Origin of the sequence: Mycobacterium sp. SA01 (assembly GCF_041287105.1) — a bacterium.
In the GTDB taxonomy this organism is placed as follows: domain Bacteria; phylum Actinomycetota; class Actinomycetes; order Mycobacteriales; family Mycobacteriaceae; genus Mycobacterium.
Genome location: NZ_JBGGNO010000007.1, coordinates 15094 through 37264, shown reverse-complemented (window position 1 = coordinate 37264; position 22171 = coordinate 15094). Strand labels below are relative to the sequence as shown.

At 67.2% G+C, this 22171-nt stretch carries 18 protein-coding genes and 1 pseudogene; 14 read left to right on the top strand and 5 right to left on the bottom strand.

The features are described from left to right. The first annotated feature begins 1 nt into the window (after position 1). The 7 genes from AB4879_RS00745 to AB4879_RS00715 all read left to right on the top strand — a co-directional run bounded on the left by AB4879_RS00745 (position 2) and on the right by AB4879_RS00715 (position 11097). Entirely contained in the window at positions 2-1999 is a 1998-nt protein-coding gene (locus tag AB4879_RS00745; RefSeq protein WP_370506005.1) for a cytochrome c oxidase assembly protein, read from the top strand. Between the two features lie 211 nt (positions 2000-2210). After that, positions 2211-2666: a single-stranded DNA-binding protein gene (locus AB4879_RS00740; RefSeq protein ID WP_370506004.1), complete on the top strand. Its 456-nt coding sequence runs from the start codon at positions 2211-2213 to the stop codon at positions 2664-2666. 113 nt (positions 2667-2779) lie between these two features. Then, positions 2780-4453 carry an energy-dependent translational throttle protein EttA gene (gene ettA, locus AB4879_RS00735; protein ID WP_102805794.1) on the top strand — a complete coding sequence of 558 codons (1674 nt, stop codon included), beginning with the start codon at positions 2780-2782 and terminating at the stop codon, positions 4451-4453. 53 nt (positions 4454-4506) lie between these two features. Further along, positions 4507-9327 (top strand): NAD-glutamate dehydrogenase, encoded by a 4821-nt coding sequence (locus AB4879_RS00730; RefSeq protein WP_370506003.1) that lies wholly within the window; start codon positions 4507-4509, stop codon positions 9325-9327. Beyond that, positions 9320-9733, top strand: a complete 414-nt coding sequence (locus tag AB4879_RS00725) for a thioesterase family protein (RefSeq protein WP_102805727.1) — start codon at positions 9320-9322, stop codon at positions 9731-9733. The genes AB4879_RS00730 and AB4879_RS00725 overlap by 8 nt, the downstream gene beginning before the upstream one ends. A 29-nt stretch (positions 9734-9762) precedes the next feature. Beyond that, positions 9763-10413 (top strand): hypothetical protein, encoded by a 651-nt coding sequence (locus AB4879_RS00720; RefSeq protein ID WP_370506049.1) that lies wholly within the window; start codon positions 9763-9765, stop codon positions 10411-10413. A 9-nt stretch (positions 10414-10422) separates the two neighbouring features. Beyond that, a complete protein-coding gene (locus AB4879_RS00715; protein ID WP_370506002.1) occupies positions 10423-11097 on the top strand; it encodes a DUF1345 domain-containing protein in 675 nt (224 codons plus the stop codon). Here AB4879_RS00715 and AB4879_RS00710 read toward each other — a convergent pair. Both AB4879_RS00710 and AB4879_RS00705 read right to left on the bottom strand, forming a co-directional pair. Next, entirely contained in the window at positions 11094-12686 is a 1593-nt protein-coding gene (locus AB4879_RS00710) for a glycoside hydrolase family 13 protein (protein WP_370506001.1), read from the bottom strand. The genes AB4879_RS00715 and AB4879_RS00710 overlap by 4 nt on opposite strands. A 9-nt stretch (positions 12687-12695) precedes the next feature. Then, positions 12696-13106, bottom strand: a complete 411-nt coding sequence (locus tag AB4879_RS00705; RefSeq protein ID WP_233209150.1) for a globin — start codon at positions 13104-13106, stop codon at positions 12696-12698. 130 nt (positions 13107-13236) lie between these two features. Between AB4879_RS00705 and AB4879_RS00700 the strand changes: the two genes are divergently transcribed. The 3 genes from AB4879_RS00700 to AB4879_RS00690 are packed head-to-tail and all read left to right on the top strand — an operon-like array spanning position 13237 to position 14592. Then, the gene (locus tag AB4879_RS00700; RefSeq protein WP_102805723.1) at positions 13237-13869 is read left to right on the top strand and encodes an HNH endonuclease; all 633 of its coding nucleotides are present in this window, start codon (positions 13237-13239) and stop codon (positions 13867-13869) included. A gap of 17 nt (positions 13870-13886) precedes the next feature. Continuing rightward, on the top strand, positions 13887-14126 hold the full coding sequence (locus tag AB4879_RS00695; protein ID WP_102805722.1) for a hypothetical protein: 240 nt from the start codon (positions 13887-13889) through the stop codon (positions 14124-14126). Beyond that, the gene (locus tag AB4879_RS00690; RefSeq protein ID WP_370506000.1) at positions 14113-14592 is read left to right on the top strand and encodes a DUF5130 domain-containing protein; all 480 of its coding nucleotides are present in this window, start codon (positions 14113-14115) and stop codon (positions 14590-14592) included. The genes AB4879_RS00695 and AB4879_RS00690 overlap by 14 nt, the downstream gene beginning before the upstream one ends. Positions 14593-14780: 188 nt before the next feature. Here AB4879_RS00690 and AB4879_RS00685 read toward each other — a convergent pair whose 3' ends face one another. Together AB4879_RS00685 and pepN are read right to left on the bottom strand one after the other, a co-directional pair. Next, a complete protein-coding gene (locus AB4879_RS00685; RefSeq protein WP_370505999.1) occupies positions 14781-15140 on the bottom strand; it encodes an HNH endonuclease in 360 nt (119 codons plus the stop codon). 23 nt (positions 15141-15163) lie between these two features. After that, positions 15164-17725: an aminopeptidase N gene (gene pepN / locus AB4879_RS00680; protein ID WP_370505998.1), complete on the bottom strand. Its 2562-nt coding sequence runs from the start codon at positions 17723-17725 to the stop codon at positions 15164-15166. Between the two features lie 85 nt (positions 17726-17810). Here pepN and AB4879_RS00675 point away from each other — a divergent pair, with 85 nt between their 5' ends. The 4 genes and pseudogenes from AB4879_RS00675 to AB4879_RS00660 all read left to right on the top strand — a co-directional run bounded on the left by AB4879_RS00675 (position 17811) and on the right by AB4879_RS00660 (position 21272). Beyond that, on the top strand, positions 17811-18419 hold the full coding sequence (locus tag AB4879_RS00675) for a DsbA family protein (protein WP_102805719.1): 609 nt from the start codon (positions 17811-17813) through the stop codon (positions 18417-18419). A gap of 49 nt (positions 18420-18468) precedes the next feature. Next, a complete protein-coding gene (locus AB4879_RS00670; protein WP_102805718.1) occupies positions 18469-19878 on the top strand; it encodes a cytosine permease in 1410 nt (469 codons plus the stop codon). Beyond that, the gene (locus AB4879_RS00665; RefSeq protein ID WP_102805717.1) at positions 19875-20321 is read left to right on the top strand and encodes a nucleoside deaminase; all 447 of its coding nucleotides are present in this window, start codon (positions 19875-19877) and stop codon (positions 20319-20321) included. Before AB4879_RS00670 ends, AB4879_RS00665 begins: the two co-directional genes overlap by 4 nt. A gap of 14 nt (positions 20322-20335) precedes the next feature. Beyond that, positions 20336-21272 (top strand): annotated as a pseudogene (locus tag AB4879_RS00660) (isopenicillin N synthase family dioxygenase). Here the strand turns inward: AB4879_RS00660 and AB4879_RS00655 are convergent. Beyond that, a complete protein-coding gene (locus AB4879_RS00655; RefSeq protein ID WP_370505997.1) occupies positions 21225-22157 on the bottom strand; it encodes an aldo/keto reductase in 933 nt (310 codons plus the stop codon). The pseudogene AB4879_RS00660 and the gene AB4879_RS00655 overlap by 48 nt on opposite strands. Positions 22158-22171 lie beyond the last annotated feature (14 nt).

The window sequence follows — 22171 nt, the reverse complement described above, 5'->3', positions numbered from 1 at the left end:
GATGCCTGCACCCGCCGTCCGCCACAGCGCGGTCTGGCCGGTGTTGTCGATGGTGGCCCTGCTGGCCGGCATCACCGCCGCCGGCATCGGCGCGCTGTCCCTCACCGACGCGCTGACCGCGACCGGCCTGCCCGATCCGGGGCCGGTCACCACGCTGGGCCTGCCGTTCGTGCAGGCCGCCGGTGAGATCGCGGCGGTTCTGGCGGTCGGCTCGTTCCTGTTCGCGACGTTCTTCGTCCCACCGCAGGACAGCGGAGTGCTCGATGTCGCCGGCTACCGCGCGCTGCGGATCGGGGTCGCCGCGGCCGGGGCGTGGGCGGTCTGCGCGGCGCTGCTCGTCCCGCTGACCGTCTCCGACGTCTCCGGTCAGCCGTTGCGCGAGCACCTCAACCCGGTACAGCTGTGGTCGGTGGCCGGCCTGGTCGACACCGCAGGCGCCTGGCGCTGGACGGCGTTCCTGGCATTGGCCGTCGCCCTCGCCGGTAGGGCGGTGCTGCGTTGGTCGTGGACGCCGCTGCTGCTGGCCGGATCGCTGATCACGCTGGTGCCGCTCGGCTTGACCGGGCACTCCTCGGCCGGCGGATCCCACGACGTCGGCACCAACAGCCTGATGATCCACCTGCTCGCGGGTGCGGTGTGGGCAGGCGGGCTGCTGGCCCTGCTGGTGCACGCGCTGCGCGGCGGCGAGCACGCCGACCTGGCGGCGCGGCGATTCTCCGCGGTCGCGCTCTGGTGTTTCGTGGCGATGGGGCTCTCCGGGGTGATCAACGCCTTCATCCGGATTCGGCTCGGTGACCTGTTCGCCACCGACTACGGCTGGCTGGTGGTGGCCAAGATCGCCGCGCTGTGCCTACTGGGCGCGATCGGGTGGCGCCAACGCCGCGGACTGGTGGCCGCGCTGCAGGCCGACCCGCAGGCCCGCGGTGTGCTGGTCCGACTGGCGTCGGTGGAGGCCCTCGTCTTCGGCCTCACGTTCGGCATCGCGGTGGGTCTGGGCCGCACTCCGCCGCCGCCTCCGCTGGTGGCCAACCCGTCACCGGCCGAAGTCGGGATCGGCTACGACCTGGCCGGGCCGCCGACCGTCGCGCGGATCCTGCTGGACTGGCGCTTCGACCTGGTCTTCGGCACGGCGGCACTCGTGTTCGCCGCGGTGTACCTGGCCGGCGTGCTCCGGTTACGCCGTCGGGGTGACTCGTGGCCGCCGGGCCGGACGTTCGCCTGGTTGCTGGGCTGCGCGGCGCTGCTGTTCACCACGTCCTCGGGTGTGGGCCGCTATATGCCGGCCATGTTCAGCGTGCACATGACGGCGCACATGCTGCTGTCGATGTTGATTCCGGTCCTGCTGGTGCTCGGCGCACCGGTGACGCTGGCGCTGCGGGCGCTGCCCGCCGCGGGTAAGGGCAACCCGCCCGGGCCGCGGGAATGGCTGCTCGACGGTCTGCACAGCAAGTGGTCGCGATTCTTCACCCACCCGGTGGTGGCCACGATCGTGTTCGTCGCGGGGTTCTACGGCCTCTACTTCGGCGGCATCTTCGACGCCGCGGCCGGTCTGCACGGTGCGCACGTCCTGATGAACCTGCACTTTTTGGTCAGCGGCTACCTCTTCTACTGGGTGGTCATCGGCGTCGACCCCACGCCACGCCCGCTGCCGGCGGTGGCCAAGATCGCGATGGTGTTCGCCTCACTGCCGCTGCACGCGTTCTTCGGCGTGGTGATGATGGGCATGGATCAGGTGCTGGGGGAGAGTTTCTACCGTTCGCTGAAGCTGAGCTGGCATACCGACCTGCTCGCCGATCAGCATCTCGGCGGCGGAATCGCTTGGGCGGCAGGCGAAATCCCGCTCGTCGTGGTGATGATCGCGTTGCTCATCCAGTGGAGCCGAAGTGACCGGCGCACCGCCAAGCGGCTCGACCGCGCCGCCGAGCGCGACGACGACGCCGACCTGACCGCCTACAACGCGATGCTGGCCCATCTGGCGCAGCGCGAAAATGGAAGCTGAGGACCGCGTCGGTCGCCGGCTGTAACACCACGGCGGCGAAATCGCCGATCTAGCGCCCTGACGTTACGTTCGCGGCGGGATCGACGAGATGTATCCCCAGTTCGACGTTCGTCCACAGGCCGCGGCCCGCTCACCCGAGCTGGGAACGCGGCTGTCGGGGTCCGGCGGCTCACTGGAGGCGCAACCGCAGTGAAACGAAAGGACCCAAGCCATGTTCGAAACCCATCTCACCGTCGTCGGCCGCGTTGTCACCGACCTTCGCCGCCGAGTCGTCGGCGACCAGGAAGTGATCAGCTTCCGGGTGGCCAGTAACTCCAGGCGCCGCACGGGAGACGGCACCTGGGAGCCCGGCAACTCCTTGTTCATCACCGTCAACTGCTGGGGCAAGTTGGTCACCGGCGTCGGCGCCGGCCTGTACAAGGGCGCCCCGGTGATCGTCGTCGGCGACGTGTTCACCAGCGAGTACGACGACAAGGACGGCGTCCGGCGGTCTTCGCTGGAGATGCGGGCCACGGCGGTCGGCCCCGACCTGTCGCGGGCGATCGTCCGCTTCGAGCAGCCTCAGTCCAAGCCGGCTGAACCGGTCGATGCCGAGCCGCTCACCGAGGACCAGCCCGACGCCGCCGACGATGTCGAGCAGACAGCCGATCTGGCCTTCTCGGCGTAGCGGAGGCGGTGGCCGCGCTGGCGTGGTCCAGCGCGGCCGCGAGGCCCGGCCGCGGCGCGCCTAGGATGGTCGGCGAGCATTTCACGACAAAGACGGAAGGCACCCCCGCGGCAATGGCCGAATACATCTACACGATGCGCAAGGTCCGCAAGGCACACGGCGACAAGGTCATCCTCGATGACGTCACGCTCGCCTTCCTGCCCGGAGCCAAGATCGGCGTCGTCGGCCCCAACGGTGCGGGTAAGTCCAGCGTGCTGAAGATCATGGCCGGCCTGGACCAGGCCAACAACGGCGACGCGATGCTGGCGCCGGGAGCCACGGTCGGCATCCTCATGCAGGAGCCGCAGCTCGACGAGACCAAGACCGTCCGGGAGAACGTCGAAGAGGGCGTGGCGATCAAAGCCAAGCTCAACCGGTACAACGAAGTGGCCGAGCTGATGGCCACCGACTACACCGACGAGCTCATGGACGAGATGGGCAAGCTCCAGGAGGAGCTGGACGCCGAGGACGCCTGGGACATCGATTCGCAGCTCGAGCAGGCGATGGACGCGTTGCGCTGCCCGCCGCCGGACGAGCCGGTGACGCACCTGTCCGGTGGCGAGAAGCGTCGCGTGGCGCTCTGCAAACTGCTGCTGTCCAAACCGGACCTGCTGCTGCTCGACGAGCCGACCAACCACCTCGACGCCGAGAGCGTGCTGTGGCTCGAACAGCACCTCGCCGCTTACAAGGGCGCGATCCTGGCCGTCACCCACGACCGGTACTTCCTGGACAACGTCGCCGAGTGGATCCTCGAACTCGACCGCGGCCGCGCCTACCCGTACGAGGGCAACTACTCGACCTATCTGGAGAAGAAGGCCGAGCGCCTCGAGGTGCAGGGCAAGAAGGACCAGAAGCTGCAGAAGCGCCTCAAGGAGGAACTGGCCTGGGTGCGCTCCGGCGCCAAGGCCCGGCAGGCCAAGAACAAGGCTCGCCTCGGCCGGTACGAGGAGATGGTCGCCGAGGCGGAGAAGACCCGGAAGCTCGACTTCGAGGAAATCCAGATCCCGGCTCCGCCGCGGCTGGGCAGCGTGGTGGTCGAGGTCGAGCACCTCGACAAGGGGTTCGAGGGCCGCACGCTGATCAAGGACCTGTCGTTCACGTTGCCCCGCAACGGCATCGTCGGCGTCATCGGCCCCAACGGTGTCGGTAAGACCACCCTGTTCAAGACCATCGTCGGACTGGAACAGCCCGACAGCGGATCCGTGCGGGTCGGCGATACCGTCAAGCTGAGCTATGTCGACCAGAGCCGCGCCGGCATCGACCCGAAAAAGACGGTGTGGCAGGTGGTTTCGGACGGTCTCGACTACATCGAGGTCGGTCAGAACGAGATCCCGTCGCGGGCTTACGTGTCGGCGTTCGGGTTCAAGGGGCCCGATCAGCAGAAGCCGGCCGGCGTGCTCTCCGGTGGTGAGCGCAACCGGCTCAACCTGGCGCTGACCCTCAAGGAGGGCGGCAACCTGATCCTGCTCGACGAGCCCACCAACGACCTGGACGTCGAAACGCTGTCCTCGCTGGAGAACGCGCTGGAGAACTTCCCGGGTTGCGCGGTGGTGATCAGCCACGACCGCTGGTTCCTGGACCGCACCTGCACGCACATCCTGGCGTGGGAGGGTGACGACGACAACGAGGCCAAGTGGTTCTGGTTCGAAGGTAACTTCGGTGCCTACGAGGAGAACAAGATCGAGCGAATGGGAGCCGACGCGGCCCGTCCGCACAGGGTCACCCACCGCAGGCTCACACGCGACTAATGTTGGCGGCTGCGGACCAGCGTCGGTTCGCACGCTGATCAGGAGTCGCAGGTATGACGGTTGACCCCAAAGCTACCGAGTCACTGGGTGAGGCCTATCTCGCCACCTATCGCGGGCCGCACGGCGGGGCCCCCGACGTTGACGCCACCGACACCGGTCCGCTGGTCGCGGCGGCCGCCGAGCAGGCGGTGCCCACCGAGCTGATTGCCGCCCACGAGCGGCTGGCGCGCGTCCGGTCCGTCGGCGAGACACTGGTCGCCGTTTATCCCGGCGACGACCCCGGCGGCTTCGGGCCCGCGCTGCAGATCGTCACCGACCAGGCCACCATGCTCCTGGATTCGGTCACCGTGCTGCTGCATCGGCTCGGCGTCAGCTATGTCGCGTTGATGAACCCGGTCTTCCGGGTGCGGCGCAGAGCAACCGGAGAGCTGCTGGACGTACGGCCGTCGTCGATGAACGAACCGGCAGGCCCGGAGTCCGACGGGATCGACGAATCCTGGATCCACGTGCAACTCTCGCCGTCGGTGAACCGCAAGGCGCTGGCCGAGGCGGAGCGGATGCTCCCGATGGCGGTGGCCGACGCCCGGCAGGTGGCGCTGGATTCGACGGCGCTGTCCGCCGCGCTGCACGACCTCGCCCGCGAGATCGACACCGACACCGGAAGCCGATTCGTCGGCGCGGACCGCAGCGACGTCGCCGACCTGTTGCGGTGGCTGTCCGACGGCCACTTCATCCTGCTGGGCTGTCAGGACTGCACGGTGCGCGACGGGGTCGCCACCGTCGTCGAATCCAGCAGGCTGGGTGTGGCGCGGTTGCGCACCGAGGTGCTGCCCGAGCTCACCAACCCCGGCGATGTGCTGGTGCTGGCGCAGGCCACCATGCCCAGCTTCCTGCGCTACGGGGCGTACCCGTACATCGTGGTGATCCGCGAGCACATGACCTCCGGGGATGTGGAACACCGGTTCGTCGGGCTGTTCACGGCGGCGGCGATGAGCGCCAACGTTCTTGACATTCCACTGATTTCGCGGCGGGTGCGCGACGTGCTGGCGATGTCGAAGAGCGACCCCAGCCACCCCGGGCAGCTGATGCTCGACATCATCCAGACCATTCCGCGCTCGGAGCTGTTCTCGCTGACCGCCGAGCAGCTGCTGGCGATGGCGATTGCCGTCGTCGACCTCGGCTCGCGCCGTCGCGCCCTACTGTTTCTGCGTGCCGGCCAACTCGGCCAATTCGTATCCGCCCTGGTGTATCTGCCCCGCGACCGCTACACCACCGTGGTGCGGCTGGCGATGCAGGACATCCTGGTGCGTGAGTTCGGCGGTCTGAGCATCGACTACACCGCGCGGGTCAGTGAATCACCCTGGGCGGTGGTTCATTTCACGGTGCGACTGCCGGACAGCTCAACACGTGAATCGATCGACGACAGCGAGCAGAACCGCATCCGGGTGCAGGGCCTGCTCACCGACGCGCTGCGCACCTGGGGTGACCGGCTGATCGGTTCGGCGCGGACCGGCAAGATCGACCAGGCGATCGCCGAACACTACGCCGAAGCGCTGCCCGAGACGTTCAAGCAGGCCGTCACCTCCACCGAGGCGATCACCGACATCGGTTTCATCGAAGCGCTGCAAGAGGATTCGGTCAAGCTGCAGTTCGAGCAGGGCGACGAGGGCAATGAGGCCTTCCTCACCTGGTACCTGGGCGGATCGACCGCATCCCTGAGTCACCTGCTGCCGATGCTGCAGTGCATGGGGGTGCTGGTGCTCGAGGAGCGCCCGTTCACCGTGGTGCGCCCGGACGGACTGAAGGTCTGGATCTACCAGTTCAAGATCCGGCCGGACGCGTCCATGCCCGACGCCGCCACCCAGGAGGAGTGGGACGCCACCGCGCAGCGGTTCGCCGATGCCGTCACCGCCATCTGGCAGGGGCGCGCCGAGATCGACCGGTTCAACGAACTGGTGCTGCGCGCCGGGCTGACCTGGCAGCAGGTCGCCGTGTTGCGGGCCTACGCGAAGTACTTGCGGCAGGCGGCTTTTCCCTACAGTCAGTCGCACATCGAGTCGGTGCTCAACGGTAATCCGGGCACCGCGCGCTCACTGGTGACCCTCTTCGAGGCGATGTTCGACCCGGACTCCGCCGACAAGGGCCTGGACGCGCTCGCCGCGGCCGACGCGGTGGCAGCCGACATCGACGCGCTGGTCAGCCTCGACACCGACCGGGTGCTGCGGGCGTTCGCGACGATGATCCAAGCGACGCTGCGGACCAACTACTTCGTCACCAGTCCCGACTCGGCGCATGCGCAGAACGTGCTGTCGCTGAAGCTCGACCCGCAGCTGATCGACGAATTGCCGCTGCCCCGGCCGAAGTTCGAGATCTTCGTCTACTCACCTCGGGTCGAGGGCGTGCATCTGCGGTTCGGTCACGTGGCGCGCGGTGGCTTGCGGTGGTCGGATCGCCGGGAGGATTTCCGCACCGAAATCCTCGGCCTGGTCAAAGCCCAGGCCGTCAAGAATGCGGTGATCGTGCCCGTCGGCGCCAAGGGTGGATTCGTCGTCAAGAAGCCACCCGCGCCGCTCGGGGATGCCGCCGCGGACCGGGATGCGTTCCGCCACGAGGGAATCGCCTGTTACCGGCTGTTCATCGCCGGCCTACTCGATGTCACCGACAACGTCGACCGGGCTACCGGACAGGTCATCACCCCGCCCCGGGTGGTCCGCCGCGACGGCGACGACGCCTACCTCGTCGTCGCCGCCGACAAGGGCACCGCCACCTTCTCCGACATCGCCAACGACGTTGCCCAGTCGTACGGCTTCTGGCTGGGCGACGCGTTCGCCTCCGGCGGTTCGGTCGGCTACGACCACAAGGCCATGGGCATCACCGCCAAAGGCGCCTGGGAGTCGGTCAAACGGCACTTCCGCGAGATGGGCGTGGACACCCAGAGCCAGGACTTCACCGTCGTCGGAGTCGGTGACATGAGCGGCGACGTCTTCGGCAACGGAATGCTGCTGTCGCACCACATCCGGCTGATCGCCGCGTTCGACCACCGGCACATCTTCATCGATCCCGACCCGGACGCGGAGCGGTCGTGGCAGGAACGGCGTCGACTGTTCGAGCTGCCCCGGTCGAGCTGGGAGGACTACGATCCCAGCCTGATCAGTGCGGGCGGAGGCGTGTTCAGCCGCCAGCAGAAGTCGATTCCGGTCAGCCCGCAGATGCGTGCCGCGCTCGGCCTGCAGGGCGAGGCCGACGAGGTCACCCCGCCCGCGCTGATGAAGGCGATCATGCAAGCCCCGGTGGATCTGTGGTTCAACGGCGGCATCGGCACCTACATCAAAGCCGAGTCCGAATCCGATGCCGAAGTCGGTGACCGCGCCAACGACACCATCCGGGTGAACGGAAACCAGGTGCGCGCCAAGGTGATCGGCGAGGGCGGCAACCTCGGGGTGACCTCACTGGGCCGGGTCGAGTTCGATCTGTGCGGTGGCCGCATCAACACCGACGCCATGGACAACTCCGCCGGCGTGGACTGCAGCGACCACGAGGTCAACATCAAGATCCTGGTCGACTCGCTGGTCACCGCGGACAAGGTGAGCGCCGACGAGCGCACCGAGCTGCTGGCCTCGATGACCGACGAGGTGTCGCGGCTGGTCCTGACCGACAACGTCGACCAGAACGATCTGATGGGCACCAGCCGGGCCAACGCCGCGACGCTGCTCAACGTGCACGCCCGCCAGATCGTCGAGCTCGAGGAGCGGCGCGGACTCAATCGCGGGCTGGAGGCGTTGCCGTCGAACAAGGAGATCCGCCGCCGCCAAGAGGTGGGCATCGGGCTGACCTCCCCGGAATTGGCGACCCTGATGGCCCACGTGAAGCTGTCCCTCAAGGACGACCTGCTCGCCAGCGAGCTGCCCGACCAGGAGGTGTTCGCCGCGCGGCTGCCGCAATACTTCCCGAGCCAGCTGCGCGACCACTTCGCAGCTGAAATCCGCGGCCACCAGCTGCGCCGGGAGATCACCACGACGATGTTGGTCAACAACGTCGTCGACACCGGCGGCATCACCTTCGCCTACCGGGTCACCGAGGACACCGGCGTGGGATACGTCGACGCGGTCCGCACGTTCGTGGCCACCGACGCGATCTTCGGGATCACCAAGGTCTGGCAGCGCATCCTCGACGCATCGCGGGAAGGGTTGCCGGTCAACGTCTCCGACCGGATGACCCTGGATCTGCGTCGCCTGCTGGACCGGGCGTCGCGCTGGCTGCTGAACTACCGGCCGCAGCCGCTGGCCGTCGGCGCCGAGATCAACCGGTTCGCCGCCACGCTGGCCGAGCTGACGCCGCGGATGTCGCACTGGCTGCGCGGCGACGACAAGGCGATCGTGGCCAAGGAGGCCGGTGAGTTCGAAGCGCACGGCGCCCCGGCCGATCTGGCCTACACGGTGGCCACCGGCCTGTACCAGTACAGCCTGCTCGACGTGATCGACATCGCCGACATCGTCGACCGGGATCCCGCCGAGGTCGCCGACACCTACTTCGCCCTGATGGATCACCTGAGCACCGACGGTCTGCTGACCGCGGTGTCCGGACTCCCTCGCGACGACCGCTGGCACTCGTTGGCACGCTTGGCCATTCGCGACGATATCTACGGATCGTTGCGGGCTCTGTGCCTCGACGTGCTGGCGGTCGGCGAGCCCGAGGAGACGGGGGAGGAGAAGATCGCCGAGTGGGAGCACACCAACGGATCCCGGGTCGAGCGGGCACGTCGCACGCTGGCCGAGATCTATGCCGACGACGAACGCGACCTGGCCACACTGTCGGTGGCGGCACGCCAGATCCGAAGCATGACCAGGACGAGTGGAACAGGGTCAAGTGGTTAATGGATTCACCACCGGCGTGCACGTGCGCTGGTCGGACATCGACATGTATCAGCACATCAACCACGCCACGATGGTGACGATCCTGGAGGAGGCACGGGTCGACTTCCTGGCAGAGCCGTTCGCCGAGGACATCACCACCATCGGTTTGCTCATCCACGAGGTCCAGGTGCTCTACAAAGGCCAACTGCGGTTGGACGATTCACCACTGCAGGTGACGATGTGGACCAAGCGACTGCGCGCCGTGGATTTCACCCTCGGCTATGAAGTGCGATCGCTCAACGCCGCGCCGGACTCACGACCGTCGGTGATCGCCGAGACACAGCTGGCTGCGGTGCACATCAAAGAGCAGCGGCTGGTGCGGCTTTCGCCCAAGCATCGGGAGTACCTGCAGCGCTGGCAGCGATGACCGGCGGGCAGGAGCGGGGCGACCGGGGGATGTCAGCGCCCGAACGCGCTTTGGTCATTCCCGACGCTGTCGTCCGCAGCGATCTGGCGGTGTTCGTCGAACATGCGCTGCGCCTCGACGAAGCCGCGGTGGTCCGGCTGCGGGCGCGGGCCGACGGCGTGGTGACGGCCTGGGTGGCCACGGGGTTCGACGTGCTCGCGGTACGGGCAGTCGCCGGTGAGATCAAACCCGCCGACTTGTCCTGCGGAGCAGACGAATTAGCTCGCGGCCTCCGTAATCCCGAGGTGTCCGGCCGGGTGGATCCCGGCTTTCCGATGGATTCCGCGTGGCGCGGCGTGCTGCCGCCGGACAGCGGCTTCACCCACCTCGACGATGTGCCGGCCGCAGTTCTGATCGACCTGGCCCAGCGGGGTGCCGACCTGGCCAAGGAGCACAGCAGCGCGCACGGACCGCCGGCGTCGCTGCTGGATCAGGACGTGCTGCGGGTGAGTTCGGGTGACACCGAGGTCGGCGTGCCGATGCGGTGTGTGTTCGCTTTGACCGCAATGGGATTCATGCCGGAACCGCCGGGTGAAGACGAGATCGTCCGGGTGCGGCTGTCGCCGACGTGGTTGCGGATCGACGCGCGGTACGGATCGGTGTATCGCCGACGCGGCGATCCCGCGCTGGTGCTGCGTTAGTATCCGCCCGTGGCTGACAACGTCCACGGCACCCTGCCGTTCTGGAGCCGCCCGGCCGCCCGCGTGACGGTCGGGGGTGCGGTCGGCGCGGTCGTGACTGCCGTGCTGTGGCGCCAGAACGGCATGCTGTCGCTGCTCGGCGGGTGGACGGCGCTCGCGCTGATCTTCACAAGCTGGACGTGGCTGGCGCTGTGGGGTTTCGACCACAAGGAGACCAAGCAGCACGCCAGTCAGGAGCAGCCGCTGCCGTGGGTCGTCACGGCTTTGGTGCTCGGTGGCGCGGCTGCCAGCCTGGTCGGGGTCTGGGTCCTGTTGGGCCGCAGCCAGGATGCGGCAGGCGGCGTCCGCCACGATTCGGGTGCGGGCTGGATGGCCGTGGGCAGCGTCGTACTGTCCTGGCTGACCATCCACACGCTGTACGCGATCATCTACGCCAAGCACTATTTCGACTCGAAGCAGCCCGGCGGAATCGATTTCAACAGCCCGCCCGGCCACAAAGATCAACCCTGCTTCAAGGATTTCTTCTACGTCGGCTTCGCCGTCGGGATGAGCTTCGCGATCTCCGACACCAACCTGACCTCGACGCGGATGCGGGCCACCGCGCTGGGCCACGGGCTGCTGTCGTTCGTGTTCGGCTCGATCATCGTCGCGTCGGTGGTGAACCTGCTGGCCGCAGGCGTCTAGCCGGTCACGACCCACGCCGCCGAATCGGGAGGCAACTGCCCGCCGACCAATGGCGCACTGGCGGCGAGCACATCGCCGGCGGGCAGCTCGAGTGGGGTGCGGCCGGTGTTCAGCACGCACAACACCCCGGCCGACAGGAACGCCAGCGCGTCGTCGCGCAGCTGGAGCCACTCCACGTCGAATTCGGTGAAGTGAAAGTGGCTGCGCCGCAGCCGCAGGATCGTGCGGAAGAAGAGCAGCGTCGAATCCGGTTCGGCGAGTTGGCGTTCGACGGTCACGGTGGACCAGTCCGGCGGCATCGGTAGCCAGGTGTCCGGGTTCGACGAGAAGCCGAACGGCGGTGTGTCACCCGACCACGGCATCGGGACCCGGCAGCCGTCGCGGCCGCGTTCGGTGTGCTTCGATCGCTCCCACACCGGATCCTGCAGCGCCTCGTCGGGCAGGTCGACGTTGGGCAACCCCAGCTCTTCCCCGTTGTAGAGGAATACCGCACCGGGCAGCGCCAGCATGACCATCGCCATCGCGCGTGCCCGGGTGAGCCCGGCGGCGCCGTCGCCGTAGCGGGAGACCTCGCGCTCCACGTCGTGGTTGGACAGCGTCCAGGTAGGGCTGGCGTCGGCCAGCGCTGCCGCGGCCAACGCGTTCTCGATCGCACCGCGAACGCTGGCCGGGTCGAATTCGGCTCGTACCAAACGGAAATTGAAGCCCATGTGCAATTCGTCGGGCCGCAGATACTTGGCGAAGTCCGCGTTGTCGAACACCCAGATCTCGCCGATCGTCACCGCATGGGGATAGTCGTCGAGCACCGAGCGGATGCCGCGGTGGATGTCGTGGACGCCCTCGTGGTTGAACCGGGGATCGTGGTCGTCGAGGGTGAGCATCTCGACGTCCGGGTTCGTCATGTCCGGCAGACCGGGTGGTTTTGCCATGCCGTGCGCGACGTCGATGCGGAAACCGTCGACCCCGCGGTCCAGCCAGAACCGCAGCGTCTTCTCCAGGTCCGCGAATACTTCGGGGTTGTCCCAGTTGAGGTCTGGCTGTTCGGAGTCGAACAGGTGCAGGTACCACTGGCCGTCGGCGACCCGGGTCCAGGCCGGCCCGCCGAACACCGATACCCAGTTGTTGGGCGGCTGGGCGCCCAAATCATTTCCCGGGTCGCTGCGCTCTTGCCCTCCGCTCGGTCCCAGGCCGTCGCGGAAGATATAGCGTTGCCGTTCACTACTTCCCGGTGCGGCGGCCAGCGCGGCCTGGAACCAGATGTGCTGGGAACTGGTGTGGTTGGGCACCAGATCCATCGTGATGCGGATGCCGCGCGCATGCGCCTCGGTGATCAACCGCTCCAGGGCGCCCAGACCGCCGAAGAGCGGGTCGACGTCGCGGGGGTCGGCCACGTCGTAACCGTGATCGGCCATGGGGGAGACCATCACCGGGTTGAGCCAGATCGCGTCGACGCCGAGCTCGCTCACGTGATCGAGGTGCGCGGTGACGCCCCCGAGATCGCCGACGCCGTCACCGTTGCTGTCGGCGAAGGAGCGGGGATAGACCTGATAGAAAATCGCGTTCGTCCACCACGGGACGGCTTCGGTCATCGGTGTCCTCTAGAACGGGGAGTTGACCATCGACTGCGCGGCCATCTCGAGGTAGGCCAGCAGCTCCCGCCGGTGCGCGTCATCGAGCGTCTGGGAGTCGATTGAGGCTACCGCGGTGTGCATGCAGCGCAGCCACGCGTCGCGCTCGATGAAACCGATCTTGAACGGGACGTGGCGCATCCGAAGCCGGGGATGTCCGCGAAGGTCCGAATAGGTCCGCGGGCCGCCCCAGTACTGCTCGAGGAACATGCGCAGCCGGACCTCGGCATCGTCGAGCTCGTCGGGGGGATACAGCGGAAGCAGCACCTCGTCCTCGCGGACCTGCTCGTAGAAACGGGCCACGATCGTGCGGAACGTGTCATGGCCGCCCACGGCGTCGTAGAAGGTCTGCCCACCGCCGTCGGACTGAGTCTCTGTCACCCCACCATTGTGTACATCCACCTCAGACGGAGCCCACGTCACCCGATGTTCACGGATTTGACCTGCGAACACCGAACAAATAGCCGTGCGATCGCGGCGGATCCGTGGTGCACTGGTTGGCGGAGGACGCATGTCGCAGCGCAAACGGAACCGCGGTCACCGCGCCGCGGCGGGCCCGATCGGGTCCGTAGCCGGTTCCAGCCTGCACGCCGACCCTCACATACCCAGCCCGGCCGACGGATCAGTGTGGGGACGTCGCCGGGTGCTGTTGCTGAATTCAACCTACGAACCGCTGACGGCGCTCCCCATGCGCCGGGCGGTGATCATGCTGCTGTGCGGCAAGGCCGACGTGGTGCACGACGACCCGACCGGGCCGGTGATCCACTCGGCGTCGCGGGCGATCGTGGTGCCGTCGGTGATCCGGCTGCGCAGCTTCGTGCGAGTCCCGTACCGGGCTCGCATCCCGATGACCCGCGCCGCGTTGATGCACCGCGATCGGTTCCGGTGCGCATACTGCGGCGGCAAGGCCGACACCGTCGACCACGTGGTGCCGCGCAGCCGCGGCGGTGAGCATTCCTGGGAGAACTGCGTGGCCGCCTGCGGGACGTGCAACCACCGCAAGGCCGACAAATTGCTGAGCGAACTGGGCTGGACGTTGCGGCTGGTGCCGATGCCGCCGAAGGGCCAGCACTGGCGGCTGTTGTGCACCATCAAAGAACTCGACCCCGCTTGGGTGCGCTACCTGGGTGAGGGCGCGGCCTGACTGCTACGGTTTGCAACGTGAATGCTGCCGTCATCCACGGTCTATTCGTGGGCATCCCGTTTGGGCTCGCCGCTGTGCTGGCCTTGCTGTTCATCCCCGGCAAGAGCAAGCACCCCAAGACCTACAAGCTGTCCGAACCGTGGACGCACGCTCCGATCCTGTGGGCGGCCGTCGACGAGGTGGTTCCCGGCGGTGGCCATCACGGTCACGGCTCGGCCGAGGTGAATGTGGGAGGTGGAGCAAGTGGCAAGTGGTGACCACGGAACCGCGGTGGCGACCGTCGATCCGGCCAATCTGCCGCACGGCTGGGCGGTGACCACCAGCGGACGCCTGTCCGGAGTGACCGAGCCGGGTGAGCTGTCGGTGCACTACCCGTTCCCGATCAGCCAGCTGGTCGAACTCGACGATGCGCTGAAGTACGGCAGCCGGCAGTCCAAGGCCCGCTTCGCCGTCTACATCGGCGACCTCGGCGGCGACACCGCGGCCCGGGCTCGGGAGATCCTGGCCGACGTGCCGACGCCGAACAACGCGGTGCTGTTGGCCGTGTCACCGGACCAGAAGGCCATCGAGGTGGTCTACGGCGCCGACGTGCGCGGCCGTGGAGCCGAGTCGGCTGCCCCGCTCGGGGTGTCGGCGGCCGCGTCGGCTTTCAAAGAAGGCAACCTGATCGACGGCTTGGTCAGCGCCGTGCGGGTGATGTCGGCGGCCATCTCCAGGCCGTAAACCGGGCGTGCCGGCGCCGGTGGGATACCCGCTCGCTGCCCGCCTCGCAGCGACAGTCACCTGGCGTAGAGGTGGTTCTGCGCGAGGTTGAACTCACGCAGGGGGAGTTCGAGTAGCCGTCTGACGGAGTTCAATCTCGTCGGAAGCATCCGCGGGGATCGATTGTCGCTCGAAGGCGGACACCAAACTCATACCGCAGTCTCCGCCGCCGCCAGCAACTCTGCGCGGATGCGCACGTACCGCTCAAGGAACAGGCGTTCGTCGAGCCGCTTACGGCGCAGCCAGCCGGTGACCTCGTCGTTGCACTTGCTGGCGTTGCACGCCCCGCAGGCGGGCACCACGTTGTCGATCGTGTAGCGCCCGCCCCGCGATATCGCCATCACGCAGTCCCGTTGCAGCGGCTTACCCGTCGCCCCGCAGTACGCGCAGCCGTTCCAGGCCAGCTTCAACGTCGCCCACTGCTCGTCGGTCAGGTCGTTGACCACCGCTTTCACCCGTCGGGTGCGTCTGCGCGCCGCGCGTGCTCGTCGGGTGTTCCTGGCTGCCATGGCGTGATTTTGGCAGCGCGGGATCATTGCGCGTCGAAGGCGCGCGCTTTCAGCGAGCGTTCGATACCGGCCCGGCCTTCCAGCACGAGCCTGCGCAGCGCCGTCGGCAGCTCGCCGGCCAGGAAGTTGTCGGCGGCCAGCAGGGCTTCGGAGCTGATGTCCCACGACGGGTACAGCCCGATCACCACGGTCTGCGCGACCTCACTGGAGCGACGCTCCCACACCCCGGGGATCGCCGCGAAATAGCGCTCGGTGAACGGCTGCAGCAGCGCGCTCTGCCCGGTCTGGACGAACCCGCCGATGATCGCGCGTGCGGTGATGTTCGGCAGGGTGTCGTCTTCGATCACCTGCTGCCACGCCGCATTCTTGACCTCGAGCTGCGGGCGGGCGGCTGCCGCCGCCGCCGCGTGCCTGCGACCGGCAGCGGTCGGATCACGCTGCGCCTCGGCGTCGAGGAACGGGGTCTGCACGCCGTCGCCGTCGATGTCGCCGGACGCGGCCAGCGCGGTGACGATCCGCCACCGCAGGTCGGTGTCGATCACCAGACCGGGCAGGTTCACCTCGGCCGGCTCGTTGTCCAGCAGAGTCGCCAGCACCGCGACGTGGTGCAGTTGCAGCACCGACGAGCACAGTGCGTTGACGAACGCGAGCTGATGATCCGACCCGGGCGAGGACTCCCGCGCCAGGTCCAGCAGCCGGTCGGCGAACGCCGGCCACCCGTTGGCGCACGCCCACTGCGGATCGGCATACGAGTTCAGCGCGGTCTGCGCCTGCAGCAGCAGTCGCTGCGCCACCCCGACCTCGGTCTCGGCCTGCACGCCACTCATCACCAACGCCACGAAATCGCGGGCCTTCAGCTCGGCGTCGCGGGTCATCTCCCACGCCGCCGACCACACCAGCGTCCGCGGCAGCGGCTCGTCGATGTCGGCGATGCGGCTCAGTGCCGTCCGCAGCGAATCGTCGTCCAGCCGCAGCGAGCAGTAGGTGAGGTCGTCGTCGTTGACCAGAACCAGCTTGCCGCGGGAAACGCCCTGCAGCGCAGGGACTTCGGTGACAGACCCGGAGATGTCGAGCTCTTCGCGGTGCACGCGCACCAGCTTGCCGGTCGTCGGGTCGTCGTCGTAGATGCCGACCGCGAGCCGGTGCACCCGGGTCTCCCCGGCTCCCGGTGCCGCACCGCCCTGATTGATGGCGAACCGGGTGAACCGGCCCTCGTCGTCGACGTCGAAGTCGGCGCGCACAGTGTTCAACCCGGTGGTCTTGAGCCACTGGCGGCCCCAGTCGGACAGGTCGCGCCCGGACGCCTTCTCCAACGCACCCAGCAGGTCGTCGAACGTCGCGTTGTCGAATGCGTGCGCGGCGAAGTAGTCACGTAGCCCGGCCAGGAAGTGCTCCAACCCGACGTAGGCGACGAGCTGCTTGAGCACGCTGGCGCCCTTGGCGTAGGTGATGCCGTCGAAGTTGACCTCGACGGCGTGCAGATCCGGGATGTCGGCGGCCACCGGATGGGTGGACGGCAACTGGTCCTGGCGGTAGGCCCACGACTTCTCCACATTGGCGAAGGTGGTCCACGCCTGGTCGTACTCGGTGGCCTCGGCCTGGCAGAGCACCGAAGCGAATGTGGCGAACGACTCGTTGAGCCACAGGTCGTCCCACCACGTCATCGTCACCAGGTCGCCGAACCACATGTGGGCCATCTCGTGCAGCACGGTCTCGGCCCGGCGCTCATAGCTGTAGCGGGTCACCTTCGACCGGAAGACGTAGTCCTCCAGGAACGTCACCGCCCCGGCGTTCTCCATTGCGCCTGCGTTGAATTCGGGCACGAACAACTGGTCGTACTTGCCGAATGCGTACGGCACCCCGAAGTTGCGGTGGTAGAAGCCGAAGCCCTGCTTGGTTTCGGTGAACAGCCGCTCGGCGTCCATGTACTCGGCGAGCGACGAGCGACAGAACAGCCCGAGCGGAATCTCGCCGTGCTCGTCGGTGTAGACGTCGTCCCAGCGGGCGTACGGACCGGCGATCAGGGCCACCAGGTAGGTGCTCATCCGCGGGGTGGTGGCGAAGGTGTGCATGCCGTTGTCCACCGACACCGTCGCGCCGTTGGAGATCACCTGCCAGTGCGACGGTGCTGTGACCGTCACGTCGAAGGTCGCTTTGAGGTCCGGCTGGTCGAAGCAGGCGAACATCCGCTTGGCGTCCGCGGTTTCAAACTGCGAGTACAGGTACACCTCGCTGTCGACCGGGTCGACGAAGCGGTGCAGACCTTCACCGGTGTTGGAGTAGCGGCAGTCCGCGTCGATCACCAGGACGTTGGTCTTCGCCAGGCCCTGCAGCGCGATGCCGGTGGACTCGTCGTATCCCGACACGTCGATGTCGCGGCCGTTGAGCACCGCACTGTGCACGGTGTCGGCGGCCAGGTCGATGTAGGTGTCGGCGCCGGGTGTCGCCTCGAATTCGACGGTCGTCGTGGATCTGAAGGTCGACTCGGAGCCGGTCGTCAGATCCAGAGCGATGGAGTAGTTGCCGACGGTGACCAGAGCAGCGCGCTCGATGGCCTCGTCACGAGTCAGGTTGGGTAGTGCCACGCGTCCAACCTAGCGGCAGTGGGAACAGTGTTCTATTGGGAGAGGTTGAGTTGAAAGTCTGCGTCCATCGCTGGGAGGAGCCCGCATGTCCGAGAAATCAGTAGCCGGTTTTTGGTTCGATCCGCTGTGCCCGTGGTGTTGGATCACCTCCCGCTGGATTCTCGAGGTCGAGAAGGTTCGCGATATCGACGTCGACTTCCGGGTGATGAGCCTGGCGGTGCTCAACGAAGGCCGGGACCTGCCCGAGGAGTACCAGGAAATGATGAAGAAGGCGTGGGGCCCGGTCCGCGTCGCGATCGCCGCCGAGCAGGCGCATGGCCGCGAGGTCCTGTCGCCGCTGTACACCGCGATGGGCACCCGGATTCACGACCAGGACAACAAGGATTTCGATGTCGTGATCGCCGAGTCGCTTGCCGAGGTGGGGCTGCCCGCCGAGCTCGCTGAGGCGGCCACCTCGGACACGTACGACGACGCTCTGCGCAAGAGCCATCACGAAGGTATGGACGCCGTCGGCGAGGATGTCGGTACCCCGACCATCCACATCAACGGTGTGGCGTTCTTCGGCCCTGTCCTGTCCCGCATCCCGCGCGGTGAGGAAGCCGGCAAGTTGTGGGACGCGTCAGTCACGTTCGCCGCCTATCCGCACTTCTGGGAGCTGAAGCGGACGCGGACCGAAGCCCCGCAGTTCGACTGAAATTTCCCCTCCGGTTGCGCGCCGGCTCGGTAGAGACAATTTTTAGTCCATGACAGTGGCTGATCCGACCGAGCCGAGCGTGCAATCCGACGGCACCTACCGCGACAAGTTGGTGGCCGTCGAGCCCGGTGGCAACGAGTTCATCGCGCACGAGGATCGGCACGGGCACCCGCGCCAGCTGTTCTGGACGTGGACATCGCCCAATCTGGAGTTCGCGACGATATTCGTCGGCGTGCTGGCGGTGGCCGTCTACGGCATGACCTTCTGGCAGGCCGTCGCCGGAATCGTGATCGGCACCGGGCTCGGCGCGATCGCGCACTACTTCCTGTCCGCCCGGGGTCCGTTGCACGGCGTGCCGCAGATGGTGTTGGGCCGCTTGGCGTTCGGGTTCAAGGGCAACGCGGTGCCTGCCGTGCTGATGTCGGTGACCGCCGGGGTCGGCTGGTTCGCCACCAACAGCGTCAGCGGCGCGTTCGCGCTGTCCACCCTCTTCGGCATCGGACCGCTGGCGGCACTGGTCATCGTCGTGCTGATCCAGACCGGGTTCGCTTTCTTCGGCCACAACCTCGTCCAGGCCTTCGAGCGCTGGTCGTTCCCGGTTCTCGCGGTGATCTTCGCTGTCGCCTCGGTCGTGATCCTCACCAAATCCCACTTCGACGCACCCGCGATCGACGGCGGCATGGGCGGTCTGGGCGGGTTCCTGCTGACCGTGGGCACCGCGTTCGGCTACGCCGCCGGCTGGACCCCCTATGCCGCCGACTACACCCGCTATCTACCGGCGACCGTGTCGACGGCGCGCACCGGACTGTTCGCCTCACTAGGGCTGTTCCTGTCGTGCGCCATCCTCGAGATCGTCGGCGCCGCATCGGTGACCATCGGCCCGGCGTTGTCCGACAACCCGACCGAAGCGTTCACCAGCGAGCTGGCCTCGCCACTGGCCAAGGCCACCCTGCTGGCCATCGCGGTGGGCGCGATCGCCGCGAATGCGATCAACATCTATTCCGGCGCAATGGCTTTCGTGACCATCGGCGTGAAGCTGCCGCACCATATCGCCCGCGCCCTGGTCACGGTGTTCTTCGGCGTCGCAGGCTTCTGCATCGCATGGTGGGCGCTGGCCGACGCCGCCGCGAGCTACGAGGCCTTCCTGCTGATCATCGCGTACTGGATCGGACCCTGGCTGGGCGTGGTGTTCGCCGACCAGTACCTGCGCCGGGGTCAGCCCATCGCCGCATTCCTCTACGACCGTAGCTATGCGAACTGGGGCGGATTCGCGTCGTTCGGCCTCGGCCTGGTGGTGTCGGTGTTGCTGTTCTCCAACCAGGAGAAGTTCGTCGGCTACATCGCCAGAGCGGTGCCCCAGCTCGGCGACATCACCTTCTTCGTCGGCTTCCTGATCGCCGGGGCAAGTTATCTTGTGCTATGCCGATCGAAGATCACCGCCGAACGAACCGCGGTATGACGCCGGAAGCGATGCTCGACGTCGCCTACGACGAGGCCCGAAAGGGATTGGCGGAAGGCGGAATTCCGATCGGGGCGGCGTTGTTCAGCGCTGACGGGAAGCTGTTGGGCAGTGGGCACAACATGCGCGTGCAGGACGATGATCCGTCGATCCACGCTGAGACCGCGGCGTTTCGCAATGCCGGTCGCCAGCGCGACTACCGTTCGACGATCATGGTGACCACGCTCTCGCCATGCTGGTATTGCAGCGGGCTGGTGCGTCAGTTCAACATCGGTGCGGTGCTGATCGGGGAGAGCCGGACCTTTGTCGGCGGCCACGACTGGCTGGCCGAATCCGGCGTCGACGTCACGCTGCTCGACGACGGGCGCTGTGTGGCGATGATGACCGACTTCATCGCTGAGAACCCGGAGCTGTGGAACGAGGACATCGGAGTCGCAGAGTGATCGCCACGATCGACATGTCCCGCTGGTACGCCGGGGGAGAGCAGGCCGACGCCGTCGCCGCCGAACTCGACGAGGGACTGCAGCAGGCCGGTTTCATTCTGGTCACCGGGCACGGCATCGATCCCGAGCTGGCCGCCGGCGTGCGGGCCGCATCGCGGAAGTTCTTCAGCCTGCCCGACGACGTCAAGCGCCGGTACTCGGTGCCGGTCGGCGGCCACGGCTGGATCGCTCCCGGAGCGGAGGCCAACGCCTACGCCGAGGGCACCGAGACACCGCCCGACCTCAAGGAGAGCTACAGCCTGGGCGCGGAAACGGCTGTCGGCGACGCCGAGGTCGACCGGATCTGGTTCGCGCCCAACGTCTGGCCCGCCGAGGTGGCCGAGCTGGAGCCGCTGGTCAACGAGTACACCGCAGCCGTACACCGGCTCTCCGACGATCTGCTGGCCCTGATGGCGCACGCGTTGGGGCTGGCAGAGAATCCCTTCGTCGCCCTGGCTGACCGGCCGACCTGGACGATGAACATCAACCACTACCCACCGGTCAGCGTGGTCGGCGAGCCCGAACCGGGCCAGTTCCGGATCGGCCCGCACACCGACTTCGGCACCGTGACGATCTTGGACCGCGAGCCCGGAGCCGGTGGGCTGCAAGTCTTTTCCGAAGCCGACGGATGGGAGGATGCGCCGTACGATCCGGCGGCGCTGACCGTCAACATCGGCGACCTGCTCGAGTACTGGAGCGGGCGGCGCTGGCCGTCCGGGCGGCATCGGGTGCTGCCCCCGCAGCCGCACGCACCCGAAGAGGACCTGATCTCGCTGATCTATTTCTATGAGGCCAACCACGACGCACTCATCACTCCGCTGGAGCCGCCGGTCGGGCGGGTGCCGGGGGTTGACGCCGGTGACGTCATCGGCGTTCATCAAGGAACGGCTGGACGCCATCACCGTTGGCTGACGTTTGACCGGGAACCGCGTCGAGGTCGGCAATGTCGTTCTCGTTCAACGCGATAGCCCCGACAGCGACGTTCTCCTCGAGATGCCCGATGGATGCCGTGCCGGGTATCAGCAGAATGTTGGGTGAGTGGGCGAGCAGCCACGCCAGACCGATCTGGGCGGGCGTCATGCCACGTTCGGTGGCGATCCGAACCACTTCGGTGTTGTCGGCAACCTTCGGGAAACCGGGGAAGCCGGAACCGAGTGGAAAGTACGGGACCCACGCTATGTCGTTGGCCGCGCAGAATCGTAAGCAGTCTTCGTGGGTTCGGTCGAGCAGACTGTATGCGTTTTGGACACAAGCGATCTCGGCGCCCGCGGCCCGCTGCACCGTCTCCAGTGGAACGTTGCTGATGCCGATCGCACCGATTTTGCCCTCGTCGCGCAGTGTGATCAGCTCGGCGAGCTGATCGTCGAGGTCGACGACCTGATCACCGTCGGCGATCAGCCCGGGCCCGATCTCGGCGCGGCGCAGATTCACCACGGGAATCTGCTCCAGGCCGAGGCTATCGAGATCGAGTTCGACGGAAGCGCGCAGTTCGGCGGGTTTCTGCGCAAGTGTCAGTGGCACGTCGGCGTCGGCAACCGCGCGCGCCCCGACCTTGCTCACGATCACAAGATCGTCGCGATAGGGCGCGAGTGCGCGCCGAATTCGGCTGTTGACTTCGCCACCGCCGTAGAAGGAAGCGGTGTCGATGTGGTTGATGCCCAATTCGACTGCTCGGTGCAGCAGCGACACGGCGTCGTCGATCGCGACGCTCTCGAGGCTCATGGCGCCGTACCCGACGCGGCCCACTGAACGATCACCCAGCCGGGCGGTGCCTCCGGGCGCTGATGTAGCTGTCATGGTGCTCCTGGCAT